Genomic DNA, 18,000 nt, shown 5'->3' with positions numbered 1-18,000 from the left:
GAAAAATGGATACCCATATTCGTACTGCCACAGTTCAGTTCTGCCACCGGGCGGGAGATAAACAGTACAATTTATCGGTGATGGAGAAATTTATTATTCAGGCCTCCCAGGAGGAGGTAAAGATTCTGGCCTTCCCTGAAATGTGCATTACCGGATACTGGCATGTGCCGGATCTCAGCCGTCAGGCGCTGAATGCGTTGTCTGAGCGGGCTGACGAGAGCGCATCATTAGCCCGGGTCGCCGCACTTGCAGAAAAATACCAGATGGCTATTGGCGCCGGGTTCATTGAAAAGAGCAGCGACGAACGCCTGTATAATGCCTACGCCATCTGCATGCCGGATGGCACGCGGCATGTGCACAGGAAGCTCCACGCGTTTGAACACCCTGATATTTCCTCCGGCAACAGTTTTACTGTTTTTGACACGCCGTGGGGAGTGCGTGTCGGGGTGCTTATCTGCTGGGATAATAATCTCGTGGAAAATGCGCGCATTACGGCCTTGTTGGGCGCCGATGTTCTTATCGCTCCACACCAGACTGGAGGAACCCATTCGCGAAGTCCCTTCGGCATGAAACCTATTTCCCCCAGCCTCTGGGAAAACAGACATAACGACCCGCAAACGCTGGAGGAAGCCTTGCGCGGGGACAGCGGCCGGGGCTGGCTGATGCGCTGGCTACCTTCTCGCGCGCATGATAATGGCTTTTTCATTCTGTTCAGTAATGGCGTCGGCCTGGATAACGGAGAGGTTCGGACAGGAAATGCCATGGTTATTGATCCCTACGGCAGGATCGTTACCGAAACGGGTTCCTTTGAGGATACGATCGTGTACGCCGACCTCGATCTGGAGTTGCTGCCGATGTCTACCGGCCGCAGGTGGATCCACGGCCGTCGGCCTGAGCTGTATGGTGTCCTGGGCGAATCACAGGGCTACGAGCGAGATGCGAGGACTGCGCGATTTTCTGAAGATGTACCCGGTTTTAGCGGTGACCATCGAAGCAAGGCCGGGAATAAGGCTGAATAGGTTGCCAGATAAGAGGGGAAAAGGAGACCAATACTCCGCCTCGTAAGAGCTGACGTCAGCGGCATGAATAATATAGAACACCGCTTATGCGGTGTTTTTTTATCTTATCTTTTTTTATTTTTTTCGCGCTCTGATATCCCGCTACACTTTGATGATAACGTTACGCCTCATTGCTTGCGGCGAGAAACAGGGAAACAGGGATGCAAACGGCACAGCGGATTATTTCTGACTATCGCCGCAGGCGAGTTATTGTCTGCGCTGTACTCGCCATTTTAGTTTTAATCGTTACGCTTAGCGTCAGATATGCGGTGGAGCGAAATCTTAACGAACAACGCGTCGTCCAGTTTAATCAGCGAATCATTACCACACTCGATACTCTCCTCGCTCCGCTGAATACGGTCAGCGACGATATTATGCAGCTTATCGGGACCTCCTGCGACGACGCCCAATTAAAAATTCGTGAACACGCCGCCAAAATGCAAACGGTACGCGCCATTGGTTTAATCAAAGATGGCGTGCTGTACTGCTCCAGTATTTACGGCAGCCGCAACATGGGTATTCATCAGCTCCATACTCGCCTGCCTTCGGATGAGCCGCTGCTGTTTTTATCCCGCGACAGCTCATTGTTAAAAGGCACACCGGTGCTGATTTTCTGGCGACCGCTGCAGGGGCAGCCACACGATGGCGTCATGCAGATTATTAATATTCAGATGTTAACCAGCCTACTGCTTAAGCCGGAGCATCCCTGGGTAACGCGAGCGGTACTGAACGTCGGCGACGATCATCTTGAATACGGTGCCGGTCTGCTGGGGAAGATAGAAACAAACGGAGATGATGTATCTAAACAGACAGTATCTAAGCTTTACCCTTATTCTATTACTGCCATTGGCCCTTCTGCCGACCAGTTAACGCTGCAAAATTTACCGGCCCAGCTTCCACTGGCTTTATTACTCAGCCTGCTGGTGGGCTATATTGCCTGGCTTGCGACCGCCAACCGAATGAGCTTTTCCTGGGAGATCAACCTCGGCCTCGCCGCCCGGGAATTTGAAGTCTTCTGCCAGCCGCTGGTCAGCGCCCGAAACTTAGAGTGCGTTGGCGTAGAGCTGCTGCTGCGCTGGAATAACCCAAGACAGGGCTGGATTTCGCCTGAAGTGTTTATCCCCCTCGCGGAACAGCAGCAGCAAATTGCGCCACTCACGCGCTTTGTGCTGGATGAAACCGTGCGTCACCTGGAGATCTTCCCCAAAACGCCCGGGTTTCATATCGGCCTTAACGTTGCCCCCAGCCACTTCCACGACGGCGCAATTATTCGAGACCTGAAACGTTATTGGTTCCCGGCCACGCCTAAGCAAAAGTTGACGCTGGAACTCACCGAACGAAATGCCCTGCCCCCAATGGATCACGGCGTCGTTCGGGAGCTACACAGGCTCGGTATCGACCTCGCCATTGATGATTTCGGCACCGGCCACAGCTCGCTGGCTTATCTTGAGACGCTGAATCCCAATGTGCTGAAAATCGATAAATCCTTCACCGCCGCCATCGGGACTGATGCGGTGAACTCGACGGTGACGGACATTATTATCGCCCTTGGGCAAAGGCTGGGGATCGATTTGGTGGCTGAAGGGGTGGAAACGCAAGAGCAGGCAGAATATTTACGTCGTAACGGTGTCGATGTGCTGCAGGGCTTTTTGTACGCCAAACCTATGCCGCTGAGAGATTTCTCTCACTGGCTCGAGGGCAACACGCCGCCGCCCCCTCGCCATGAAGACCGGGCTATCCCGGCCTTCCCTATGCGCTGACTTACTCTTCTTCGTCCTCGTGTGGAGAGCGTTCTTTTTCCACACGAACTAAATCGACGCGATAATCGTTGGCTTCGACTATCTGAATACGCAGCGGCGCGACTTCGATCACGTCCCCGACTTTAGGAATATGACCATTCACCGCAATCACCAGGCCGGCGATAGAAGCAATATCTTCTTCGCTGTGCACCAAGCGATGGATGTCCAGGCGCTGCTGCAGCGCATGCAGGTCCGTTGAGCCTTTCACCAGCCAGCCGTCACCGTCACGAACGATTTCAGGCGTTTCATCCGCATCCGGGAATTCACCGGCAATCGCTTCCAGGACGTCCAGCGGCGTGACCAGGCCCTGCACCACACCAAATTCGTTGTTAACGATAACGAAGCTGCCGCGAGCACGACGCAGCACGCCAAGCAGGTTGATTGGGTCCAGCGTTTCCGGCACAACAATCGCCGGTGACTGCGCGGCAATCGCCGCCACGTCAACGCCTTCGTCCAGGGCAACCAGCAGCTCTTTCGCTCGTACTACGCCAATAATTTCATCCAGTTCGCCCCGGCACACCGGGAACAAGCTGTGCGGAGAGGCAAGCAGCTGTTCGCGGATCTCCGGCACGCTCTTCATCGCATCAACCCACGAAATCTCACCACGCGGTGTCATAATGCTGCGCAATGAGCGCGAAGCCAGCGTCAGCACGCCGTTAATCATATAGCGCTCTTCTTCCGCAAAGGATTCCGCCTCAATTGGCGTCATGGCTTTGCTGTCTTCGCTGCTTTGTACACGTTCCTGACGCTTACCACTCATCATGCGCAGAATCGCATCGGCAGTACGCGCTCGCAGAGGCTGGCGCGACTGATGACGAATAAAGTTACGACGCGCGATCTGGTTAAACAGCTCGATGATGATCGAGAAACCAATGGCCGCGTACAGGTAGCCTTTTGGAATGTGGAAACCAAAGCCTTCTGCCACCAGACTCAAACCAATCATCAACAGGAAGCTCAGGCAGAGCACCACCACCGTCGGGTGTTGGTTAACAAAGTTGGTTAGCGGTTTGGAGGCAAGCAGCATGACGCCCATCGCAATGATGACCGCAGCCATCATCACCGGCAGATGGTTGACCATCCCCACGGCGGTAATCACCGCATCCAGCGAGAAGACGGCATCCAGCACCACAATCTGCAGCACCACCACCCAGAAGCTGGCATAGCCCTTACCGTGGCCGTCATCATGCTGACGGTTTTCAAGGCGTTCGTGCAGTTCCGTGGTCGCTTTAAACAGCAGGAAGATACCGCCCACCAGCATAATCAGGTCACGGCCTGAGAAGGTGAAATCCGCGATGCTGAACAGCGGCGCAGTTAGCGTGACCAGCCACGAAATCAGCGACAGCAGTGCCAGGCGCATAATCAGCGCCAACGACAGGCCAATCAATCGAGCCTTATCCCGCTGCTTAGGCGGAAGTTTATCCGCAAGAATGGCGATAAACACCAGGTTATCAATACCCAGTACGATTTCCAGCACAACAAGCGTGAGTAAACCGGCCCAGATTTGCGGGTCCATTAACAGTTCCATGTCAGACTCCCGTTAAGGGCACAGCAAGTCGGCATTCCGTAGGTTACGGACGCAAAGCGGCTGGTTAATCGTATTTGCGGGCATAAAATGCCGCTGAGAGGGTGGGATTTAGGCATCCCGGCAGTGAAAAGACGTCGGTGACGGTCCATAGGGTGGGCTACTGCCCGCTACTCCTGAAAGTGAATCGGACGCTAACATTATCAAAGTAAACCAGGGCTTGGCAAAGATTTACCTGACTTTGCAATTTTTTTGCAACTTATGCTGACCATATTTTACAGCGTAATGCCATGAAATCACGGCAACGTTAAATTACGGATCTTCATCACATAAATTATTTTTTCACTGTCTAAAATAATTCCGGCAAATGGTTTGTTCTTTCTTGAACGTGTTATCTGAATCGATTCGCTGAAACGATCCCGATACACCACCGCACCCTTCGAGGGGTGTTGTAATGACAAAAACAGGAGGTAGCAAGTGACTATTGCTATTGTCATAGGCACACATGGCTGGGCAGCGGAACAATTGCTGAAAACCGCCGAAATGCTATTAGGCGAACAAGAGAACGTTGGCTGGATAGATTTCGTCCCGGGTGAAAATGCTGAAACCCTGATCGAGAAATATAACGCTCAGCTGGAGAAACTGGACACCAGCAAAGGCGTGCTATTCCTCGTGGATACCTGGGGTGGCAGTCCATTCAATGCGGCAAGCCGTATCGTTGTGGATAAGGAACATTACGAAGTGGTCGCCGGGGTTAATATCCCGATGCTGGTCGAAACCCTGATGTCGCGGGACGACAATCCCACCTTCGACGATCTGGTTGCCCACGCCGTTGAAACGGGCCGCGAAGGCGTGAAAGCGCTGAAAGCTAAGCCGATTGAAAAAGCCGCACCGGCCCCCGTTGCCGCCGCGCCGAAAGCCGCTGCGCCAGCCAAACCGATGGGGCCAAACGATTACATGAACATCGGTCTCGCGCGTATTGATGACCGTTTAATTCATGGCCAGGTCGCCACCCGCTGGACGAAAGAAACCAACGTTACCCGCATTATCGTCGTCAGTGATGAAGTGGCGGCAGACACCGTTCGCAAAACGCTGCTGACCCAGGTCGCACCGCCGGGCGTCACCGCCCACGTGGTGGATGTCGCAAAAATGATCCGCGTTTACAACAACCCCAAATACGCGGGTGAACGCGTCATGCTCCTGTTCACCAACCCAACCGACGTTGAGCGCATTGTTGAGGGTGGCGTAAAAATCACCTCCGTCAACATCGGCGGCATGGCTTTCCGCCAGGGCAAAACCCAGGTTAACAACGCCATTTCCGTAGATGAGAAAGATATTGAGGCCTTCAAAAAACTGAACGACCGCGGTATTGAGCTTGAAGCGCGGAAAGTGTCTACCGATCAAAAACTGAAAATGATGGATCTGATCGCGAAAGTTAAATGATTGTCATCACTAATAATATTGCTCAGATTTCACACATAAGTCATCGTCAATAGGAGAAGTACAATGGAGATTACCACTCTTCAGATTGTGCTGGTGTTTGTCGTAGCCTGTATCGCCGGTATGGAGTCGGTGCTCGATGAATTTCAGTTCCACCGTCCGCTTATCGCCTGTACGTTAATCGGTGCCGTTCTCGGCGACATGAAAACCGGCATCATCATCGGCGGTACGCTGGAAATGATCGCCCTGGGCTGGATGAATATCGGTGCCGCCGTGGCCCCGGATGCCGCCCTCGCCTCAATTATCTCAACCATCCTGGTTATCGCCGGGCACCAAAGCATCGGGGCCGGTATCGCGCTGGCTATTCCACTGGCGGCTGCGGGCCAGGTGCTGACCATTATCGTGCGTACTATTACCGTGGGCTTCCAGCACGCGGCGGATAAGGCGGCCAATAACGGCAACCTGACGGCGCTTTCCTGGATCCACGTCTCGTCCCTGTTCCTGCAGGCAATGCGTATCGCTATTCCAGCGGTTATCGTCGCCATCTCCGTAGGCACCAGTGAAGTTCAGAACATGCTGAACGCCATTCCTGAAGTGGTAACCAGCGGCCTGAACATCGCCGGCGGCATGATTGTGGTGGTCGGTTACGCGATGGTCATCAACATGATGCGCGCGGGCTACCTGATGCCGTTCTTCTACCTCGGTTTCGTTACCGCAGCGTTCACCAACTTCAACCTGGTGGCACTGGGCGTGATTGGCGCAGTGATGGCCATTCTCTACATTCAGCTCAGCCCGAAATATAACCGTAGCGCGGGTGCTCCGGCTCAGGCTGCTGCCGCGAACGATCTTGATAACGAACTGGACTAACAGGTGAGCGAAATGGTTGATTCCACTAAATTAACGACTGAGAAGAAAATCACCCAGAGTGATATCCGTGGCGTATTCCTGCGTTCTAACCTGTTCCAGGGCTCATGGAACTTCGAACGTATGCAGGCGTTAGGCTTCTGCTTCTGTATGGTGCCGGTTATCAAACGCCTGTACCCGGAAAACAACGACGCCCGTCGCCAGGCTATCAAGCGCCATCTGGAATTCTTTAACACCCACCCTTACGTTGCCGCCCCGGTACTTGGCGTCACGCTGGCAATGGAAGAGCAGCGTGCTAACGGCGCTGAAATTGATGACGGTGCGATTAACGGCATCAAAGTTGGCCTGATGGGGCCGCTGGCCGGCGTAGGCGACCCTATCTTCTGGGGTACCGTCCGCCCGGTCTTTGCTGCCCTGGGCGCCGGTATCGCCATGAGCGGTAGCCTGCTTGGCCCGCTGCTGTTCTTTATTCTGTTCAACGCGGTGCGCCTGCTGACCCGCTACTATGGCGTGGCCTATGGCTACCGTAAAGGCGTCGATATCGTTAAGGATATGGGCGGCGGCTTCCTGCAAAAACTGACGGAAGGGGCGTCTATTCTCGGCCTCTTTGTCATGGGGGCGTTAGTTAACAAATGGACGCACGTTAACATCCCGCTGGTGGTGTCAAAAATTACCGACCAGACCGGGGCCGTTAAAGTGACCACCGTGCAAACGATCCTCGACCAGCTGATGCCGGGCCTGGTACCGCTGCTGCTGACCTTTGCCTGTATGTGGCTGCTACGCAAAAAAGTCAACGCGCTGTGGATCATTATGGGCTTCTTTGTGATCGGCATTGTGGGTTACGCTATTGGCCTGCTGGGTCTGTAATTTGTTCTGACAAACGGGGGCATTCAGCCCCCGTTTTTTTTATCTTTAAGGGGAGGTTTCATGACGTTAACGGATGTCGTGCTGGTTGTGTTTATCGCGTTGCTGCTGGCTTTTGCCGTTTACGATGAGTTTGTGATGGACAAACTAAAGGGCAAAACCCTGCTCAAAATCCCCCTGCTTCGCCGTAATCGCGTGGACAGCGCCATCTTTGTCTTTCTTGTCGGCATTCTTATCTATAACAACGTGACCTCGCACGGTACCCCGCTAACCACATGGTTATTATCTGCTCTGGCGCTAATGGCCATTTATCTTTCCTGGTTCAGGCAACCGAAGATCGTCTTCAAAAGTCATGGTTTTTTCTTCGCCAATGTTTGGGTGGAATATAACCGCATTAAAGAAATGAATTTATCGGAAGATGGCGTGCTGGTGATGCAATTAGAACAGCGGCGCTTATTGATTCGCGTAAAGAATATTGATGACCTCGAAAGAATTTACAAACTAATGTTTTCAACTCAGTAAGTTACACATATAGCAATGTCTATATTGGTGGGCTATTGTTCATCAATTGAAACATAGCCTTTGCTATTTCATAAGATTTATATGGCTTTATTTTAACCTTTACATTGCATGTCTCATTAAAACGAAAATCGTTATCAATAAATGATCAGAAAAATAGAATTCAAAGATTGTTTTAATTTAAAAAAATATGTTAAGGTTGCGCCCGTCGTTGGGGAGTAGCCGATTTCTGCCACAGGCAGAAATGTACATGTCAACATACTCGTTATATCCGCTCCTGAGATTAACGTGGCATGTACGCCTCAGAGTTCTGAGTAGGCGAGACCATAGGCACGCGCCATCGTAAAGTTGGGGATGGTTTGCGTGTATATGGATATTCCCAACTGAGGCGTAACGATGAATCTCTCCGCAACAATCCTGCTTGCTTTCGGCATGTCCATGGACGCTTTCGCCGCTTCCATCGGCAAAGGTGCCACTCTGCACAAACCTAAATTCTCAGAAGCCCTCCGTACCGGTTTGATCTTTGGCGTCATTGAAGCCATTACTCCGCTTATCGGCTGGGGCCTTGGCCTGCTGGCGAGCAAAGTTGTGCTGGAATGGAACCATTGGGTGGCCTTTATTCTGCTGGTGTTCCTCGGCGGGCGTATGGTGCTGGAAGGCTTCCGCGGGGCGGCTCAGGAAGATGCGCCTAAAATTCATCGCCACGGTTTTTGGCTGCTGGTGACCACCGCGATTGCCACCAGTCTTGATGCAATGGCCGTAGGCGTTGGGCTTGCCTTCCTGCAGGTCAATATTATTCAGACTGCGCTAGCCATCGGCTGCGCTACCGCGATTATGTCCACTCTGGGGATAATGGTCGGCCGCTTTATCGGGCCTATGCTAGGCAAACGCGCCGAGATCCTCGGCGGTATCGTGCTGATAGGCATCGGCTGCCAGATCATGTACAGCCACTTCGCCCCTTTTAACTGATCAATCGCGCTGCCAGACCCGCACCACAAAGTCAGTTTCACAGCTAAATGCCGTTTCTGTTTTCAGCCCGTCCCAGACTTCGGGGCGGGCGCGCCAGGCGAACGGCGTCATTTGCAGCAGAGCGGCAGCCTCATCCCCACGCAGGTTCATCATCCAGCCAGGCTGAAGCGTCTGCTGCAGCGTAAAGCCCGGCATAGATTCAACCTCTTCACTGTGCAAGACAATATCCTGATAAATCAGCCCTTTTAGCTGCATCAAATGGCGTGGGCCAGGCGTGGCTGTCACCACTACGCCGCCACGCTTCACGACCCGGGCAAGCTCTTCGCCCTTGCAGGGAGCAAAAATGCGCACAATCGAGTCCATACTCTCGTCGGCAAACGGCAGGCGGTGGCTGGATGCTACACAAAATTTAACTTCACGGTAGCGTTTGGCGGCGTAGCGAATCGCAACTTTTGAAACGTCCAGCCCCCAGGTTTCACCCCCGTTATCTGCCACAACCGATGCAAATCCCGCCGTGTAATACCCTTCCCCACAGCCAATATCCAATAGCGCCGAGGGCGCTATCTCTTTTAACAGCTGGCAAACGGTATCGCGTAGAGGCTGATAATGTCCGGCGTCGAGGAATGCCCGGCGAGCCTGCATCATTTCCGCGCTGTCACCCGGGTCTTTCGAACGTTTATGCTGAACGGGCAGCAAATTAACGTAGCCTTCTTTGGCAATATCAAATTGATGGCCCTGAGGGCAACGATAGCTGTTCGCGCTGGCGCTGAGCACGGAATGGCAGAGTGGGCAAAGCCAGGACATAAAAAACTCCGGAAACAACAAAGGGCGCAATTTTAGCGCCCCTTTTGCCAAACCGCTACATGGCGGCGCGGTCATTCTCCATTTTGTTCAGCACCATAATGCTGTTGTCTCCGGCGGGTAGCCCGTCCGGCTCAATATTTTCCAGACGTAAAACATCCCCCATGATTTGGCTGAAAACAGGGGCAGAAACCGCACCGCCGTAGTACTTCCCGTTGGAAGGATCGTTAATCACCACCACCAGCGCATAGCGAGGATTACTGGCCGGCGCCACGCCAGCCGTGTAGGCAATGTACTGATCTATATATTTGCCATCAGGACCGATCTTTTTGGCTGTGCCCGTTTTCACCGCCACACGGTAGCCATGAACTGCTGCCTTAACGCCCCCGCCGCCGGGCAGCGCCACGCTCTCCATCATATGTTCCACTTCATGCACGATTTCTTCCGGCATCACCCTTGTCCCTTCCACCGGCGGATCAACGCGGGTGATGGACAGCGGACGGGAAATACCAAAGCTACCTATCGTGGCGTAAACGTGAGCCAGCTGCAGCGGGGTCACCATCAGGCCATAGCCAAATGCGAAAGTGGCGCGATCCAGTTCTCCCCAGCGCTGGCGCACCGGCAACAGGCCGCGGCTTTCCCCTGTCAGGCCGATTGCGGTGGGGACGCCAAAGCCAAATTTATGATAAGTGTCCCAAATATTCTGAATCGGCATCGCCAGTGAAAGACGGGACACGCCGGTATCGCTCGATTTTTGTAGCACGCCTGTCAGGGTGAGCTGCGGGTAATACCCCACGTCACGAATGTGGTGCCCGTCCAGTGTAAATGGATGAGTATCAATAACGCTGTCAGGCCGGACAATTCCCTGCTGCAGTGCGGTCATTACCACCATCGGTTTTACGGTCGAACCGGGTTCGAAGGTGTCGCTTATCGCACGGTTACGGAAATCATCGAGCTTTGCGTCATCGCGGTTGTTCGGATTGAAAGTCGGGTAATTAGCCATCGCCAGAACTTCACCGGTCTGCACATCAATGACCACCGCGGCGCCTGACTCGGCTTTGTTCCAGGACACAGCGTTGCTGAGCGCATCTTCCGTCACAGTTTGCAGCCGTTCATCGATGCTGAGCTGGATATTATGCGCGGGGCTGGCAGGGTTCTCAGTAATATTCTCGACAACATGGCCGTAACGGTCTTTACGCACCAGACGCTCACCTTCTTTACCGGTCAGCTGCTGGTTAAAGCTTTTCTCGATCCCTTCAATGCCCTGATCGTCAATGTTGGTGAAGCCGATCAGGTTTGCCCCAACCCGGCCTGCGGGATAAAAGCGGCGAGATTCATCGCGCAGCGCAATACCAGGGATATTTAGTTTGTCGATGTATTGTGCCTGCTGGGGATCCAGCTGGCGCGCAAGGTAGATAAAACGGCCGCGCTCGTTGCTGTGAATACGCGCGGCAATCTCGCTCAAAGGGACGTGCAGCGCCGAGGCCAGCGCCTGCCAGCGGCTGTTAACCAGTACGCCGCCCTTATCCATAACCGTTTTCGGATCGGCCCACACAGCCTCGACCGGCACACTGACCGCCAGCGGTTTTCCGTTGCGATCTTCGATCATCCCACGGGGCACCTCAATCGGTTCCTCGCGCAGGGAACGCATATCCTCCTGTTTAACCAGGTTATCCGGGGAGATAATTTGCAGCCAGGCAATACGTCCGAGCAGGAACACCAAACTCCCGGTGATGGCCACACACAGAAGCCCAAAACGCCACTGGATAAAATTACCGGTTAATACGGGGACACCCTTCTTCACAACTATTCCTTGAGGAGCCTAAGCGATTGAAAGATTTAACCAGATCCCAGACATTTTGCCGGGAGAACAGTGCTAAAACCTTCGCAGCTTTGCAACAAGAGGCAACAAATGATTCAATTTGTTAATAGCTTGAAAAACAGTAGATTAGCGACAGAAATGAAAAAGCCCCGTCGAAACGGGGCTTTTATCTCAATTCGGCGTTATTCGCGCCTGAGCTCTAATCCAGAAGAATTAGATGGCAGTCACGTTAACTGCAGCAGGGCCTTTCTGGCCGTCCTGGATTTCGAATTCAACGTTCTGGCCTTCAGCCAGAGTTTTGAAGCCGTTACCCTGGATTGCAGAGAAGTGTACGAATACATCTTTGCTGCCGTCTGCTGGAGTAATGAAACCAAAACCTTTAGACTCGTTGAACCACTTAACTTGACCTTTAATCTTTGCCATTTTGCAAATTCCTTAGATTGTATTCTTCGCCCGCAGGCATAACTTAGATAAAACAGAGACATTACTGCATGAGGCACTAATATAAGGCTCGGCAGAGAAGCGGTATTCAACGACAACGTGTTTACTCAGGTCTTCTTTACTGAAAATGCCACACATAAACAGAACTGTACCTCGTTTAACCCAACGTGTTATCACACACAACGTAAACAATGGCAAGCCATTTTTAAGCATGTGTCGATCTGCCGCACAGATTCAGAAAATTACACGATTACTTTGGGAAAGTAATCCGCGCTTTTTGATATATATTTTCACTGCACAAGATTGTCGCAACAGATTGTGTTTTAACAACATTCCGACAACTTCTGAACCTTAGCGTAAAGTGCACTTTTCGTCCAGACACATGAACAATAAAATCCTTTTTGAAGGATATATCTTTATGATTTTTTATGCATACCTATGCACAAATCAACCTAAAGCCAGTCATCGCGTTCAATACCCGGATTTCATCCCTGTATTTTTTATGTCCACCGAATAAAGCCTGTACAACAGGCCACGTATTCTGCACCAAAATAATGAAAGTTTAATGACACCTTGCCCCAGGATAAGGCAATAAAAACGTTTCGATGAAATTTAAAGCATGATTATCAGGCGTTAATTTAGCCAAATAGAAATAAAGCTCTCTGCACGGGCAATAATAATTAATTCTTATTTTTTGTTAGGGGCAAACTTTGACCAATACGCAGCGGTGAAAACAGATCATCGCTTTCCCCTTTCTCACGCAGGGCCGCCAGCAATTCCTGCGGTGGTTTATCGAGAGACTCATCGGCCAGTTCAAATACGCCCCAGTGGATAGGAATTGTCTCAGGCTTGCCGATTGCTTGCCATAAAGTCACCGCCTGTTGCGGATCCATATGATGATCGCCCATAAACCAGCGAGGCTCATAGGCCCCGATCGGCAATGCAGCCATGTCAAATGGACCCAGCCGTTTTGCGATCTCCGCCAGAGACGGGGTATAACCCGAATCACCGCTGAACCAGAAGCGCAAATTCCCCTGCTCCACAACCCAACCGCACCAGAGCGAACGGTTTCGCTCCCAAAACGTTCGCATACTCCAGTGCCGGGCAGGCACGGCGGTGAAAACCATGCCGCACCAGTTAAAGCTTTGCCACCAGTCCAGCTCTGTTACCTGTTCAATGCCGCGCTGGCTGAACCATGCTTTCAAGCCCAGGGGCACAAAAAAATGCACGTCGGGAAAACGCTTGATCAAGCGACGGACAGTTTTTTTGTCCAGATGGTCGTAGTGGTTATGGGAGATGAGTACCGCATCAAGTCGAGGCAACTGGTTAACGTCGAGCGGGACTTCGGTTCGCCGGGCAGGACCGGCAAAAGAAACCGGGGAAGCTCGACGGGAAAATACCGGATCGGTCAGCAAAAAATGACCATTAAGCCGCAATAACAGGCTGGCATGGCCCAGCCACCATATGCGGTCATCGCTGCCGCTCAGATCGGCCTGTTGCCACCAGCGTTTAATAAACGCGGAATAACCTTCACCGGGAGGATGCGGCAGCTTCTGCGCTTTGCGCTCCTGCCGCCACCTTTGGACGTCGCCAGGTTGCCGGACTACAGGCTCAGCGTTACAAAACCCATCAGGTAGATGGTGGGATAACTGCGGATTGTACCAGGGGTTTTTCCAGCTCATCCCACCTCCAGCCTGATTAGCGTTCCGCTACCAGACGAACAAAGTCATCGTCATTTTCTTCTTCAGCCTTCGCAGTCGGTTTGTGTTCCGGCTCGGGTTCGTTGGCTTCGCACAGGCGACGCAGCAGGGCATTTTGACGTTTCTGTAAATCGACCAGCTCTTCAAGCAGCGCAATCTGCTCGTTTGCACGGCTGCTGGAACGATTGACAAAAAACCACAGGACAAGACCGACAATCAACGTCACCAGCGAGATTGCCAGCGGCATGATACTTAAAGCACTAACACCCAGTTCGTTCATCTTACCACCTCAAAAAAAACGCATTCTACACCTGAGGCAGAGAGAGACAAATCACTACCAGGGGATAAATTTATTAATGGTACAAATGCCGCTGAAAAATTGCACATCCTGGTCGCACATCACATTTATCATTTGAGTCCATAGCAGCAGGCAGGTAACAACAATCACCAGAACGATCACCCATCTGTACTTTCTCACTACATCGCCACCTCTTGACCATAGAATTTCGCTAATTTAACACTAACCAACTAAACCATAAGTAACGTTTCCTGCTTTTTCATTTCAGAATCATCAGATTGTGACGTCAATTATTCAGAGTAAGGTTGATGCAGGATTGGATTGATGTTTGAGGTCAGTATGCGAGCGATTATTCGTACCATCATTGTTATTGCCATCATCTGGATTGGCCTGTTGCTTTCAGGCTATGGCGTTTTGATTGGCAGCAAAGAAAATGCGGCCGGACTGGGATTGCAATGCAAGTACCTGACGGCACGTAATACCGTGACAGCACAGTTTATTCATACCGACAGTGGAATTATTGGCCTGACCAACTGCCCACTGCTGCGTAAGGTCGACACGCCGATTGATAATGGTTAGATCTAAAGGGCCGCGTGTTCTGCGCGGCCCACTTTAACAAAATCAGAAAGGAGAGTGGTGATAGCCCATTTGCTCTGACAGCGCACGCGCAGCCTGATGAAGAAGACTAACGTATTCAGACAGTCCCTCATCCGAATAGCGAAGCGTTGGAAATGAAATACTCATTCCCGCAATGACAGTACCAAAACGATCAAACACCGGTACCGCCACGCAGCGAATGCCTTCTTCCTGTTCTTCGTTATCTTCGCCGTACCCCTGCTCACGCACCAGATCAAGCACCGGGAGAAGCGCTTCAGTACTGACAATAGTGCGTTCCGTGCTGCGGACATATTCTACGTCAGAGAGAATATCCAGAATCTCCTCGCGCGGTCGCCAGGCCAGCAAAACCTTGCCTATTGCTGTGCTGTACAAAGGATTCCGACGCCCTACGCGGGAATACATGCGTAAATTATAGAGCGAGTCAATTTTATGGATATAGACAATACTGCTGTCGTCCAGCGCCCCGAGGTGAATCGCCTCTTTGGTTCGCCGGGAGAGCTCTCGCATCTGTATATCTGCACTGCGGACAAGATCAACGTTCTGCAGGGCGCGGCTGCCAAGCTCAAAAAGCTTCAGCGTCAGCGCATATTTCTCTAACTCTCCTTCCTGAGAGACATAGCCCAGGGACTTCATGGTCTGCAAAAAGCGATACACGGTACTCTTGGACATCATCACGCGCTGAGAAAGTTCGGTTATCCCAATCTCTTTTTCTTCCCCAAGCGCCTGCAGGATGCCGAAAACTTTCAGCACGGAAGAGACTGCATCGGGCTGTTTGTCGGAGTCTGAGAGTGCCATACATCACCTCGGGGGTTATTGTTTTATAAAAATCAGAACTGCTTTTTAGTATATTGATGCCCCGTGAGTGTCGCAATCAAAGCCTGCTGATTCGTTACAAATCTGCGGCATCAGCGAGATTAATTAATGATAAAATCATTACCCTCCTAACGACTTCAGACAGCCTTTTCAAAGTATGGATAAATCAGTGTCCGACGGCTTGCCTACGCCCCAGCGTTATGGCGCCATTTTCACCATCGCGCTCGGCATTATGATGGCCGTGCTGGACGGCGCTATTGCTAACGTTGCCCTGCCTACCATTGCCCACGATTTGAATGCCAGCCCGGCGGAATCTATTTGGGTGGTTAACGCTTATCAAATAGCGATTATTGTCTCGCTGCTGTCGCTTTCGTTTCTCGGCGATATTTTTGGCTACCGCCGTATCTATCAATGCGGTCTGGTCCTGTTCTGCCTGACCTCACTGTTTTGTGCCGTCTCAACTTCATTGCCGATGCTCACCTTTGCCCGCGTACTGCAAGGCTTTGGCGGTGCGGCGCTGATGAGCGTAAATACCGCCTTGATACGCCTCATTTATCCTCAACGTTTTCTTGGTCGTGGGATGGGGGTCAATTCATTTATCGTTGCCGTCTCCTCCGCGGCAGGTCCCACCGTTGCCGCCGCGATTCTTTCGGTGGCCTCCTGGCAGTGGCTGTTTTTAATCAATGTGCCGATTGGCATCGTTTCGCTGATTCTGGCGCTGCGCTATTTACCTCCAAATCAGCAAAAATCCCAGGGGCAGCGTTTTGATATCCCGAGTGCGGTGATGAATGCCCTCACCTTCGGTCTGCTGATTTCAGCGATCGGTGGTTTTTCACAGGGCCAGCCGGGGTCAGTCATTATCGGTGAGCTGGTTGCGCTTGTCGTGATTGGCTATTTCTTCATCCGTCGCCAGCTTACCTTGCCGTTCCCTCTGCTGCCGGTAGACCTGCTGCGAATCCCGATTTTTTCGCTGTCTATTGGCACATCAATATGTTCGTTCGGCGCTCAAATGCTGGCGCTGGTTTCACTGCCCTTTTTCTTGCAAACCGTCCTGGGCCGCAGTGAGGTTGAAACCGGTCTGCTGTTAACGCCGTGGCCGCTGGCAACGATGGTGATGGCCCCGCTGGCCGGTTATCTTATCGAACGTGTTCATGCCGGCCTGATGGGCGCCGTAGGGCTTTTAGTGATGGCCTGCGGCCTGTTTGCTTTGGCCATGCTCCCGCACGATCCGTCCGACCTGAATATTATCTGGCGTATGGTGTTGTGTGGGGCAGGATTCGGCCTCTTCCAGTCCCCGAATAACCACACCATTATCTCCTCGGCACCCCGCCATCGCAGCGGAGGGGCAAGCGGAATGCTGGGGACAGCTCGCCTGCTCGGGCAAAGCTGTGGGGCTGCACTGGTCGCGCTAATGTTTAACTTGTTTGGTAACAGTGGAACACATGCCTCGCTGATTCTTGCAGGCATATTTGCCACCATTGCCGCCGTTGTCAGCGGGTTGCGAATGTCCCAGCCTCGGGCTCAGGCATAAAAAAAGCGTGCCACGTGGGCACGCTTTTTCACTTCAACCTTCCGGTTACTTCAGGTATTCACCGCTGCGCAGCGCTTCGATACGTTTATCCAGCGGTGGGTGCGTCATGAACAGTTCGCTCATTGACTTAGCCTTACCGTTGATGCAAAAGGCCATCATGCTGCTGGCTTCCTGCGGCTCGTAGCTGGTTTTCAGGCGCTGCAGGGCAGCAATCATCTTCTCGCGGCCCACAAGCTTCGCGGAACCCGCGTCGGCATGGAATTCACGATGGCGTGAGAACCACATGGTGATGATGCTTGCCAGAATGCCAAACACCAGTTCAAGCACCGTCGCCACCGCAAAGTAAATCAGCGGGTTGCCGTTGCTGCTTTCGTTGTCATCACGGTTCCCGGACAGGAAGCCGGAAGCGACCTGAGCGATGATACGGGAGATAAAGATAACGAAGGTGTTCACCACGCCCTGAATCAGCGTCATGGTGACCATATCGCCATTGGCGATGTGGCTGATTTCATGCGCGATAACCGCTTCCGCTTCGTCACGACTCATGTTTTGCAGCAGACCTGTGCTGACCGCAACCAGAGAGGCGTCACGGCGCGCTCCGGTGGCGAAAGCATTGATGTCTGGCGCATGGTAAATCGCAACCTGCGGCATGGCGATACCCGCCTGCTGTGACTGCCGACGCACGGTTTCCATCAACCAGTGCTCAGTTTCATTACGAGGTTGCTCAATCACCTCACCGCCTACTGAACGCAATGCCATCCATTTTGACATCAGCAGGGAAATAAAAGAGCCGCCAAAGCCAAACAGCACCGCCATGATCATCAGACCCTGAACGCTGCTCGACTGGATCCCCGTCAGGCTTAGCACCAGCCCGAAAACGACCATTACCGCAAGGTTGGTCAACAGGAAAAGCCCGATACGCATCATAATTTTCTTTTTAC

At 52.4% G+C, this 18,000-nt stretch carries 19 protein-coding genes and 1 riboswitch; of the genes, 9 read left to right on the top strand and 10 right to left on the bottom strand.

What is annotated here, in order from left to right; genetic code table 11:
• Positions 1–5 precede the first annotated feature (5 nt).
• Both F3J26_RS04680 and pdeD read left to right on the top strand, forming a co-directional pair.
• Positions 6–1,019, top strand: coding sequence for a nitrilase family protein (locus tag F3J26_RS04680; protein ID WP_166991878.1), 1,014 nt, complete (start codon positions 6–8; stop codon positions 1,017–1,019).
• Positions 1,020–1,219: 200 nt separating this feature from the next.
• Entirely contained in the window at positions 1,220–2,818 is a 1,599-nt protein-coding gene (gene pdeD / locus F3J26_RS04675) for a cyclic di-3',5'-guanosine monophosphate phosphodiesterase PdeD (protein WP_166991875.1), read from the top strand.
• 1 nt (position 2,819) lies between these two features.
• Here the strand turns inward: pdeD and yoaE are convergent, their stop codons facing one another.
• The gene (gene yoaE / locus F3J26_RS04670) at positions 2,820–4,382 is read right to left on the bottom strand and encodes a CNNM family cation transport protein YoaE (protein ID WP_008454039.1); all 1,563 of its coding nucleotides are present in this window, start codon (positions 4,380–4,382) and stop codon (positions 2,820–2,822) included.
• A gap of 474 nt (positions 4,383–4,856) precedes the next feature.
• Between yoaE and manX the strand changes: the two genes are divergently transcribed.
• The 5 genes from manX to mntP all read left to right on the top strand — a co-directional run bounded on the left by manX (position 4,857) and on the right by mntP (position 9,035).
• Positions 4,857–5,822 carry a PTS mannose transporter subunit IIAB gene (gene manX / locus F3J26_RS04665; RefSeq protein ID WP_008454037.1) on the top strand — a complete coding sequence of 322 codons (966 nt, stop codon included), beginning with the start codon at positions 4,857–4,859 and terminating at the stop codon, positions 5,820–5,822.
• A 63-nt stretch (positions 5,823–5,885) separates the two neighbouring features.
• Complete coding sequence (locus tag F3J26_RS04660) at positions 5,886–6,686, top strand: PTS mannose/fructose/sorbose transporter subunit IIC (protein ID WP_008454035.1); 801 nt, start codon at positions 5,886–5,888, stop codon at positions 6,684–6,686.
• Positions 6,687–6,698: 12 nt separating this feature from the next.
• Positions 6,699–7,550, top strand: coding sequence for a PTS mannose transporter subunit IID (locus F3J26_RS04655; protein WP_008454033.1), 852 nt, complete (start codon positions 6,699–6,701; stop codon positions 7,548–7,550).
• A gap of 60 nt (positions 7,551–7,610) precedes the next feature.
• Positions 7,611–8,069, top strand: coding sequence for a DUF986 family protein (locus F3J26_RS04650; protein WP_166991872.1), 459 nt, complete (start codon positions 7,611–7,613; stop codon positions 8,067–8,069).
• A 198-nt stretch (positions 8,070–8,267) separates the two neighbouring features.
• A riboswitch (yybP-ykoY riboswitch) is annotated at positions 8,268–8,456 on the top strand.
• Positions 8,457–8,462: 6 nt separating this feature from the next.
• Complete coding sequence (mntP, locus tag F3J26_RS04645) at positions 8,463–9,035, top strand: manganese efflux pump MntP (protein WP_008454030.1); 573 nt, start codon at positions 8,463–8,465, stop codon at positions 9,033–9,035.
• On the opposite strand, the gene rlmA is transcribed toward mntP, so the two are convergent.
• From rlmA to mgrB, 7 genes are all read right to left on the bottom strand, one after another.
• Positions 9,036–9,839 carry a 23S rRNA (guanine(745)-N(1))-methyltransferase gene (gene rlmA, locus F3J26_RS04640; protein ID WP_008454027.1) on the bottom strand — a complete coding sequence of 268 codons (804 nt, stop codon included), beginning with the start codon at positions 9,837–9,839 and terminating at the stop codon, positions 9,036–9,038.
• A 55-nt stretch (positions 9,840–9,894) separates the two neighbouring features.
• Positions 9,895–11,640, bottom strand: coding sequence for a peptidoglycan DD-transpeptidase FtsI2/PBP3(PARA) (ftsI2, locus tag F3J26_RS04635; RefSeq protein ID WP_166991869.1), 1,746 nt, complete (start codon positions 11,638–11,640; stop codon positions 9,895–9,897).
• A gap of 231 nt (positions 11,641–11,871) precedes the next feature.
• A complete protein-coding gene (gene cspE / locus F3J26_RS04630; RefSeq protein WP_001062678.1) occupies positions 11,872–12,081 on the bottom strand; it encodes a transcription antiterminator/RNA stability regulator CspE in 210 nt (69 codons plus the stop codon).
• Positions 12,082–12,093: 12 nt separating this feature from the next.
• A complete protein-coding gene (locus tag F3J26_RS04625; RefSeq protein ID WP_008454022.1) occupies positions 12,094–12,237 on the bottom strand; it encodes a DUF2627 domain-containing protein in 144 nt (47 codons plus the stop codon).
• A gap of 542 nt (positions 12,238–12,779) precedes the next feature.
• Positions 12,780–13,781: an MBL fold metallo-hydrolase gene (locus F3J26_RS04620; protein ID WP_166991866.1), complete on the bottom strand. Its 1,002-nt coding sequence runs from the start codon at positions 13,779–13,781 to the stop codon at positions 12,780–12,782.
• A gap of 16 nt (positions 13,782–13,797) precedes the next feature.
• The gene (locus tag F3J26_RS04615; protein WP_008454018.1) at positions 13,798–14,079 is read right to left on the bottom strand and encodes a YebO family protein; all 282 of its coding nucleotides are present in this window, start codon (positions 14,077–14,079) and stop codon (positions 13,798–13,800) included.
• A gap of 54 nt (positions 14,080–14,133) precedes the next feature.
• Positions 14,134–14,277, bottom strand: a complete 144-nt coding sequence (gene mgrB / locus F3J26_RS04610; RefSeq protein ID WP_008454016.1) for a PhoP/PhoQ regulatory lipoprotein MgrB — start codon at positions 14,275–14,277, stop codon at positions 14,134–14,136.
• A gap of 159 nt (positions 14,278–14,436) precedes the next feature.
• Between mgrB and F3J26_RS04605 the strand changes: the two genes are divergently transcribed.
• Positions 14,437–14,676: a YobH family protein gene (locus tag F3J26_RS04605; RefSeq protein ID WP_008454013.1), complete on the top strand. Its 240-nt coding sequence runs from the start codon at positions 14,437–14,439 to the stop codon at positions 14,674–14,676.
• A gap of 42 nt (positions 14,677–14,718) precedes the next feature.
• Here the strand turns inward: F3J26_RS04605 and kdgR are convergent, their stop codons facing one another.
• Positions 14,719–15,510 (bottom strand): DNA-binding transcriptional regulator KdgR, encoded by a 792-nt coding sequence (kdgR, locus tag F3J26_RS04600; protein ID WP_008454010.1) that lies wholly within the window; start codon positions 15,508–15,510, stop codon positions 14,719–14,721.
• A gap of 175 nt (positions 15,511–15,685) precedes the next feature.
• Here kdgR and F3J26_RS04595 point away from each other — a divergent pair, with 175 nt between their 5' ends.
• On the top strand, positions 15,686–17,059 hold the full coding sequence (locus F3J26_RS04595) for a DHA2 family efflux MFS transporter permease subunit (protein ID WP_166991863.1): 1,374 nt from the start codon (positions 15,686–15,688) through the stop codon (positions 17,057–17,059).
• Between the two features lie 45 nt (positions 17,060–17,104).
• Here F3J26_RS04595 and htpX read toward each other — a convergent pair whose 3' ends face one another.
• Positions 17,105–17,986, bottom strand: coding sequence for a protease HtpX (gene htpX / locus F3J26_RS04590; RefSeq protein ID WP_008454007.1), 882 nt, complete (start codon positions 17,984–17,986; stop codon positions 17,105–17,107).
• Positions 17,987–18,000: the final 14 nt, after the last annotated feature.

It is taken from the genome of Enterobacter sp. Ap-867 (genome assembly GCF_011752855.1).
GTDB lineage: Bacteria > Pseudomonadota > Gammaproteobacteria > Enterobacterales > Enterobacteriaceae > Cedecea.
This window is presented reverse-complemented; position numbering and strand designations above follow the sequence as displayed.

Bases quoted from the DNA above. Each gene is read 5' to 3' on its own strand.
- F3J26_RS04680 (WP_166991878.1), top strand. From the start codon at position 6: ATGGATACCCATATTCGTACTGCCACAGTTCAGTTCTGCCACCGGGCG.
- pdeD (WP_166991875.1), top strand. From the start codon at position 1,220: ATGCAAACGGCACAGCGGATTATTTCTGACTATCGCCGCAGGCGAGTT.
- yoaE (WP_008454039.1), bottom strand. From the start codon at position 4,382: ATGGAACTGTTAATGGACCCGCAAATCTGGGCCGGTTTACTCACGCTT.
- F3J26_RS04660 (WP_008454035.1), top strand. From the start codon at position 5,886: ATGGAGATTACCACTCTTCAGATTGTGCTGGTGTTTGTCGTAGCCTGT.
- F3J26_RS04655 (WP_008454033.1), top strand. From the start codon at position 6,699: ATGGTTGATTCCACTAAATTAACGACTGAGAAGAAAATCACCCAGAGT.
- F3J26_RS04650 (WP_166991872.1), top strand. From the start codon at position 7,611: ATGACGTTAACGGATGTCGTGCTGGTTGTGTTTATCGCGTTGCTGCTG.
- mntP (WP_008454030.1), top strand. From the start codon at position 8,463: ATGAATCTCTCCGCAACAATCCTGCTTGCTTTCGGCATGTCCATGGAC.
- rlmA (WP_008454027.1), bottom strand. From the start codon at position 9,839: ATGTCCTGGCTTTGCCCACTCTGCCATTCCGTGCTCAGCGCCAGCGCG.
- cspE (WP_001062678.1), bottom strand. From the start codon at position 12,081: ATGGCAAAGATTAAAGGTCAAGTTAAGTGGTTCAACGAGTCTAAAGGT.
- F3J26_RS04625 (WP_008454022.1), bottom strand. From the start codon at position 12,237: ATGTGTGGCATTTTCAGTAAAGAAGACCTGAGTAAACACGTTGTCGTT.
- F3J26_RS04620 (WP_166991866.1), bottom strand. From the start codon at position 13,781: ATGAGCTGGAAAAACCCCTGGTACAATCCGCAGTTATCCCACCATCTA.
- F3J26_RS04615 (WP_008454018.1), bottom strand. From the start codon at position 14,079: ATGAACGAACTGGGTGTTAGTGCTTTAAGTATCATGCCGCTGGCAATC.
- F3J26_RS04605 (WP_008454013.1), top strand. From the start codon at position 14,437: ATGCGAGCGATTATTCGTACCATCATTGTTATTGCCATCATCTGGATT.
- kdgR (WP_008454010.1), bottom strand. From the start codon at position 15,510: ATGGCACTCTCAGACTCCGACAAACAGCCCGATGCAGTCTCTTCCGTG.
- F3J26_RS04595 (WP_166991863.1), top strand. From the start codon at position 15,686: ATGGATAAATCAGTGTCCGACGGCTTGCCTACGCCCCAGCGTTATGGC.
- htpX (WP_008454007.1), bottom strand. From the start codon at position 17,986: ATGATGCGTATCGGGCTTTTCCTGTTGACCAACCTTGCGGTAATGGTC.